The organism is uncultured Boseongicola sp. (assembly GCF_937988555.1).
GTDB lineage: Bacteria > Pseudomonadota > Alphaproteobacteria > Rhodobacterales > Rhodobacteraceae > Boseongicola.
This window is the reverse complement of sequence record NZ_CALJXO010000143.1, coordinates 1-6,743: the sequence shown is the minus strand read 5'-3', so window position 1 is coordinate 6,743 and position 6,743 is coordinate 1. Positions and strand designations below refer to the sequence as shown.

Sequence of the window (6,743 nt, the reverse complement as noted above, 5' to 3'; positions counted from 1 at the left end):
AACGCCCTCACGCTGCAGCTTTTTCTTCAGGGCACGAAGCGCCTGATCGACATTGTTGTCGCGAACACTGACCTGCATGTGGTTGTCACCACCTTTCTAAGTTAGAGTTGCAGAATTGCAGGAGGTGGCGATTTAGCATGGGCGGCCTAACTTGTCCACAATACCGACCACGTCAAAAGGGGACCAAACGATGACCGAAACCATCCGCGCACAGCTTCTTGACGCCATCCTCCCGCATGTGCCGTTCGACGGCTGGTCCGACGTCAGCTTTCATGCTGCCATCGCTGATCTTGGGATGGAAAAGGCGCTTGCGGATACGATCTGTCCACGCGGGGCGATGGACCTTGCGATCGCCTACCACCGCCGTGGTGACGCGGCGATGGTTGCCGCCATGAAGGCCTCCAACATGGCTGAAATGCGCTTTCGCGATAAGGTCGCGACCGCCCTGAAGCTGCGCGTCGAAGCGATGGATGACCGCGAAGCCGTCCGCCGTGCTTCTGCCCTTTTCGCTCTGCCACATAACGCCGTCGAGGGCGCCAAACTTATCTGGGAGACGGCTGACAAGGTCTGGACCGCGCTTGGCGATACCTCCAACGATGTGAATTGGTATACAAAGCGCGCGACGCTTTCGGGCGTCTGGGCCTCGACCGTGCTGTATTGGCTTGGCGATGACAGCCCGATGGCTGCCAATACGTCTGACTTCATCGACCGGCGCATCGACAACGTGATGCAAATTGAAAAAGCCAAGGCAAGCTTCAAGAAGACCCCGCTCGCCAAGCCGTTCATGTCCTTGCAGGACGTGATCTTCAGCAAGGTGAAAGCCCCTGATTTGTCGCCGCGTACTGATCTTCCGGGCCGCTGGAACAGGCCCGTAAACTAAGGCAGGTGACCTTTATGAACACCACAATGCGCGCGATCGAAATCAGTACCCTCGGCGGCCCCGAGGTCCTGACCCTTTGCGAGCGCCCGATCCCCGCGCCCGGTGTGGGCGAAGTCCTGATCCGGGTCGCCTACGCCGGCGTCAACCGTCCCGACGCCCTGCAACGCTCGGGCAGCTATGCGCCGCCACCCGGTGCCTCTGATCTTCCGGGCCTTGAGGCCTCGGGCCACATTAGCGCCATCGGCCCCGGCGTGGCGGCCTTGCGCGAAGGTGACGCCGTCTGCGCTCTTCTTCCCGGTGGGGGCTACGCCGAATACGTCACCACCCCCGCCAGCCACTGCCTACCGATCCCGTCGGGCATGCCCCTTGAACAAGCCGCCTGCCTGCCCGAAACCTTCTTCACCGTCTGGTCCAACGTGTTCATGGCGGGGGGGCTGAAAGCGGGTCAAACCTTCCTCGTTCACGGCGGCACGTCCGGCATTGGCACGACGGCGATCCAGCTTGCCCACCGCTTCGGTGCCCGCGTGTTTGCAAGCGCCGGATCATACGAAAAGGTCAAGGCCTGCGAATCCCTCGGCGCTGAGCGTGGTATCAACTATCGCGATGAAGATTTCGTCACAGTGATGACGGAGGCAGGCCGGGCCGATCTTATCCTCGACATGGTTGGCGGCAGCTACATTCCGCGCAACATCAAGTCGCTGAAAACCGGTGGCCGTCTGCAAATGATCGCCTTCCTCGACGGCCCAAAGGTCGAACTTAACTTCGCTGAAATAATGGTCCGTCGCCTCACCATCGGTGGCACCACACTTCGCCCGCAATCCGTCGCTGCCAAAGCTGCGATTGCTGAAGACCTGCGCGCCAAAGTCTGGCCGCTTCTCGACGCGGGCCGCATCCGCCCCGTCATAGATCGTGCCTTCCCGCTGGCAGATGCCGCTGCTGCCCACACCGCCCTGGAGGCCGATCACATCGGCAAAATCGTCATGTCCGTCAACGAAGGAGCCACCTCATGACCCTCATCCCCACATACGGCGTTATCCCAGCCCTTGGCTACGGCACCTTCAAGCGCAAAGGCGACGAGTGCCTCAGATGCGTCGACCATGCGGTGAACGTTGGTTATCGCCACTTCGACACTGCCGCATTCTATGAAAACGAAGTTGAAGTCGGCCAGGCTCTGCGCGGATCGTCCGCTTCCCGCGACGACCTCTTCGTCACAACGAAAGTCTGGTACGACCAGCTTGGTGCGGGCAAGGTCCGCGCCTCAACCGAGGCTTCTCTGGAACGCCTCGGAATGGGGTATGTCGACCTTCTTTTGATCCACTGGCCATCCCCGGATGACGAGGTTCCGCTTCAGCAGTACATGGAGGAAATCGTCTCCCTCAAAGCAGAAGGCCTGACGCGCAATATCGGTGTGTCGAACTTCACCAGGCGTCACATCGACGAGGCCATCGCCGCCATCGGAACCTCCGAAATTGCCACGAACCAGTGTGAAGTGAACGTGATGTTCCACAACGAACCTATCGTCACGCACTGCCAAAACGCAGGCATCCCGATGACGGCTTACCTGCCGCTCGCCAAAGGGGCTGCCTCATCAGGTTGCGAACTGGAACGCATCGCGGCCAAATATGGCGCTACCGCCGCACAGATTGCGCTTTCATGGCTTTTGGGCAAAGGCCACATCGCGATTCCGTCTTCGTCGAACACCACCCGGATCGAGCAAAACTTTCGCGCGGCTGATATTTCGCTTAGCCCGGGCGACACCGAAGCCCTCGATCAGATGAACGACGACCGCCGTGTCAGCCCGCTTTGGGCGCCTGATTGGGATATTGCCGGCTAGCGACCAGACGGCCTAGCGAATAGGTAAAAACAGCGCGTCCTGCATCGTGCAGTCCCGCGCCACAGACCCAGAACAGGCTCGCGGTTCCAGATCATGGGTCAGACAAATCCGCGCTTCGTGAATGCGTCCCGCCTTGCAGGTTATCGTCAAACCATCCGGCGACAGCCGGGCGTTGTCCTCCAAAAACGCAGCTTCAACCACCGACGCCGGCACCTCAACCGCTCGCGTCAAACGACGAAACACGTCCGGTCTCTGAACGCTCCCGTAAGCCTTGCGTGCCAATGCATAAAAATCCCGCGACGATAGCCCCGAACAGCGCCCGTGCTTGTTCCACTGATGCCAGGCTGACCCGCCGGATCCCATAATATCCGCCATCGCCGCCGTTTCCCGCCGCGACGGATTACGCTCGGACGTGTTGCAATAACTCGGCCAACCCTGTTCGAACTGCGGCCAAAGCCCATGCAGCACCCAGCCGAAGGCAGCTGTGTCATTGCATTGCGGGGACCCCCGGTCATCCCCCTCGAGCGCGCACCACGTCGGCGACCAGCTTAAGGCCAACACATAATAATCAAACTCGCCCGCCCGCTCACCGTCGGCAAAAGCAAACCCCGCCGACATCACCCACATCAAGACCCAACGCATTTGCTCTTCCCTCCGGACGAAAACGAGACTATGTCCCTGCCAACTTCCCCGAAATCGACGACCTGGTCCACCCGGACCGCCTGATTTCGCGGCGTGGGAAAGATGTGTCAGGAGAAACGTTCGTGAACAAACCGATCATGGCCAAAGCGACCGCCGTCTGGCTGGTTGATAATACAACGATCACCTTCAAACAGGTGGCCGATTTCTGCGATCTGCACGAGCTTGAAGTGCAGGGCATCGCCGATGGAGACGTAGCGCAGGGAGTGAAGGGGTTTGATCCCATCGCGAACAACCAGCTGACGCAGGAAGAGATCGACGCGGCCGAGAAAAGCCCGGCCCACGCGCTCAAGCTGAAATATAACGCGGCTGCTCTTGGCGAAGAAAAGCGCCGCGGCCCGCGCTATACGCCTTTGTCCAAGCGTCAGGACCGCCCGGCGGCGATCCTCTGGCTTGTGAAATTCCATCCGGAATTAACAGACGGTCAGATCTCGAAGCTTGTTGGTACCACGAAGCCGACGATCCTGTCGCTCCGTGAGCGCACGCACTGGAACATCTCGAACATTCAGCCCGTTGACCCGGTCGCGCTCGGTCTGACCAAGCAGTCCGAACTTGACGCGGCGGTTCAGAAAGCCAACCTGAAAAAAGCCAAAGAAGGCGGCGTCATGTCCGATGACGAGCGTCGCAAGCTGGTTTCGACCGAGCAATCGCTTGGCATGCCCGACGAGCCAAAAATCCCGACTGCCATTTCCGGGCTTGAAACGTTCACGCTTTCGGATCATGTCAAAGACGAGAAAAAGAGTGACCACCTCGACGCGGACAGTTTGTTCAATCTGCCCGACAACGATGAAGACGGTGACGACGAAAAGTCGTAAAAAGTTCCCTCGGCTGCCAATAGGCCCTCAGTCAATTACGACTGGGGGCCTTTTTTTTGGCAAAGCCTTCCTGCGGACGCAGTTCACCACGTTATCGCGCAACATTCTGAGAAAGAGGAACCGAAAGGTAAACGCCGAACTCCTGTCCTACGTCACAGCTGACACGCGCGTGGACGCGACCTTGCCGGTCCAGAAATCTCTGGTTGTCCTCAACCGGAAAAATCCCCTCGTGCCAAATGCCAGGATTGATATACAGCCCCGTCGATCCATCGCACCAGAATGCGATGACCTTCTCAGGTGCAAGATCATCACCGGGCAATGCAACTGGAACCACAAACGGCTTTTGTTCCAGAGGAAAAAACATCTGCCCACCGTCCGGGTGGTAATTCATATGCCACAAAAGGACCTTTTCCCTTGGGCAAGTGGCGGCTTCGACCGAGGCTTTTTGCGGATCCGTAGACCAGCCTAGAACATAGTTCCCGTTCACCGCTTCATTCGAGCCGTACAAGACATCGCCCTTCCAGTTTCCGTGAAAGACGCCTTCGACAAATCCACCCTCGTCGCCGGTGCCTTCGTCGATCGGCCGCCAGCCCTGTGCAGGCCAACGCACGATTTCGATGTCAAACGTATCAGGATTGTTTACGAGGCAGCCATACGCCTTGACGCTGTCTTTTGTCGCAACAATCAGCGGCACGTCGAATTGCGCAAGGGATGGCTTTTCCGACGCATCGAATATGTAGTTTGGGGATGATTGGGTCATGTCAGCCTCTCAATTAGAATAGCCTCGGTGCGCACCACACACCGAAAGAGCGCGCGGAGTGCCAATGCGTCGTCACTCTCTGCCACCCGCTGCCTAAAGCATCGCCTCCAGCAGCGTCCGGGTGTTGGCCCGCGTCATCTCGACCGGATTTCCGCCCGTCGACGGATCGCGTAACGCCGCATCCACAAGGGCCTCGATATCCGGGTCCGTCACTCCAAGGTCGGTCAGCGTTTTTGGGATGCCAAAACTGTCGTTGAATTCGTCCACAAAGGCGCGAAAGCCTTCAAAGCCACCCTCAATCCCCAGGTACCCCGCCGCGAGATCGAACCGGGTACGGATCGCATCTGCGTTGAATTTCAGCACTTCGGGCATACAGACTGCATTGGTCGTTCCGTGGTGCGTATGATGCACCGCGCCGACTGGATGACTAATCGCGTGGATCGCCCCAAGGCCCTTCTGAAACGCTGTCGCCCCCATCGCCGCCGCGCTCATCAAGTTGGCCCGTGCATCGATATCGCCGCCGTCCGCATAAGCCCGCGCCAGGTTGTCGATCACCAGCTTCATCCCTTCCAGGGCAATGCCCTGGCTCATCGGGTGATAAAGCGGGCTGGAATAGGCCTCGACACAATGGGCAAAAGCATCAAGGCCTGTCCCTGCCGTGATAAATTGCGGCATGCCCACCGTCAGTTCGGGGTCGCAGATGACGACGCTTGGCAGCATTTTGGGGTGAAAAATGATCTTCTTTTCGCGAAGCTCCGTGTTGGTGATGATCGACGCGCGCCCGACCTCTGACCCGGTGCCAGCGGTGGTCGGCACAGCGACAATCGGATGGATGCCCGCCGGATCAGCGCGGGTCCACCAGTCGCCCACATCCTCGAAATCCCACAAGGGGCGGGTTTGCCCTGCCATAAAGGCGATGGTTTTCGCCAGATCCAATCCCGAGCCGCCGCCGAAAGCAATTACCCCGTCAAAGCCGCCCTCGCGGTAGACCTGCAAGCCGTCGTTCACGTTCATATCTGTCGGGTTCGCATCAACCCGCGAAAACATCGCGCGCCCAAAGGCTTCGGCCTCCAGAAAATCCAGAGTCCTTGCCGTGATATCCATCGTCGCAAGGCCACGGTCCGTGATCAGAAGGGGGCGGGTGATGCCAGCGGCCATGCAGGCGCCGCCAATCTCAGCAATGCGGCCTGCGCCGAAGCGGATCGCGGTCGGATAGGACCAGTTGCCAGTCAATTTCATATCAGTTCTTCCGCAAATGATAAGATTTCGGCCGCGTCAAAGATTGATAGGCCAGTGTTGAGAGCCCCGCGCCACGCCCGGTGTCCTTGCATCCTGTCCAGCACAGCGCCGGGTCCAGATAATCGCAGCGGTTCATGAACACGGTGCCGGTTTCGATAAGATCACCGATCCGTTCAGCGGCGTGCGCATCCTTTGTCCAAACGCTCGCCGTCAGCCCGAAATTGGTGTCGTTCATCAGGCGCACGGCCTCGAAATCATCCCCGACGGGCATGATCCCTACCACCGGTCCGAACGTCTCTTCGCGCATCACCCGCATGTCATGGGTGACGCCCGTCAGCACCTGAGGCGTCACATAGGGGCCCACGCCATCATCTGCCGCCTTTTGTGGCACATGCGCAGTCGCGCCGTCCCTCACAGCATCGGCTACCTGTCCACGCACCACATCGGCAAAGCGCTGGTTCGCCATCGGCCCGAGCGTCGTTTCTGGGTCAAGCGGGTTGCCAAGCTTCAGCGCCT

9 protein-coding genes are annotated in these 6,743 nt (G+C 59.2%); 4 read left to right on the top strand and 5 right to left on the bottom strand.

What is annotated here, in order from left to right:
* A partial coding sequence (gene rpsU, locus Q1B15_RS07675) for a 30S ribosomal protein S21 (protein ID WP_299752507.1) occupies positions 1-78 on the bottom strand: 78 nt, incomplete at its 3' end.
* 112 nt (positions 79-190) lie between these two features.
* Between rpsU and Q1B15_RS07670 the strand changes: the two genes are divergently transcribed.
* From Q1B15_RS07670 to Q1B15_RS07660, 3 genes are read left to right on the top strand one after another with little or no spacing between them, the layout of a single operon-like run.
* The gene (locus Q1B15_RS07670; RefSeq protein WP_299752504.1) at positions 191-880 is read left to right on the top strand and encodes a COQ9 family protein; all 690 of its coding nucleotides are present in this window, start codon (positions 191-193) and stop codon (positions 878-880) included.
* A 14-nt stretch (positions 881-894) separates the two neighbouring features.
* Positions 895-1,890: an NAD(P)H-quinone oxidoreductase gene (locus Q1B15_RS07665; RefSeq protein ID WP_299752501.1), complete on the top strand. Its 996-nt coding sequence runs from the start codon at positions 895-897 to the stop codon at positions 1,888-1,890.
* A complete protein-coding gene (locus Q1B15_RS07660; protein WP_299752498.1) occupies positions 1,887-2,714 on the top strand; it encodes an aldo/keto reductase in 828 nt (275 codons plus the stop codon). Before Q1B15_RS07665 ends, Q1B15_RS07660 begins: the two co-directional genes overlap by 4 nt.
* A gap of 12 nt (positions 2,715-2,726) precedes the next feature.
* Here the strand turns inward: Q1B15_RS07660 and Q1B15_RS07655 are convergent, their stop codons facing one another.
* Positions 2,727-3,356, bottom strand: coding sequence for a ribonuclease T2 (locus tag Q1B15_RS07655; protein ID WP_299752495.1), 630 nt, complete (start codon positions 3,354-3,356; stop codon positions 2,727-2,729).
* Between the two features lie 122 nt (positions 3,357-3,478).
* Between Q1B15_RS07655 and Q1B15_RS07650 the strand changes: the two genes are divergently transcribed.
* A complete protein-coding gene (locus Q1B15_RS07650; RefSeq protein WP_299752492.1) occupies positions 3,479-4,228 on the top strand; it encodes a DUF1013 domain-containing protein in 750 nt (249 codons plus the stop codon).
* Between the two features lie 91 nt (positions 4,229-4,319).
* Here Q1B15_RS07650 and Q1B15_RS07645 read toward each other — a convergent pair whose 3' ends face one another.
* From Q1B15_RS07645 to Q1B15_RS07635, 3 genes are all read right to left on the bottom strand, one after another.
* Positions 4,320-4,988, bottom strand: a complete 669-nt coding sequence (locus Q1B15_RS07645) for an ureidoglycolate lyase (protein ID WP_299752489.1) — start codon at positions 4,986-4,988, stop codon at positions 4,320-4,322.
* A gap of 93 nt (positions 4,989-5,081) precedes the next feature.
* Positions 5,082-6,227: an iron-containing alcohol dehydrogenase gene (locus tag Q1B15_RS07640; RefSeq protein WP_299752486.1), complete on the bottom strand. Its 1,146-nt coding sequence runs from the start codon at positions 6,225-6,227 to the stop codon at positions 5,082-5,084.
* 1 nt (position 6,228) lies between these two features.
* Positions 6,229-6,743: aldehyde dehydrogenase family protein (locus tag Q1B15_RS07635; protein WP_299752483.1), on the bottom strand; the 515-nt coding region annotated here is incomplete at its 5' end.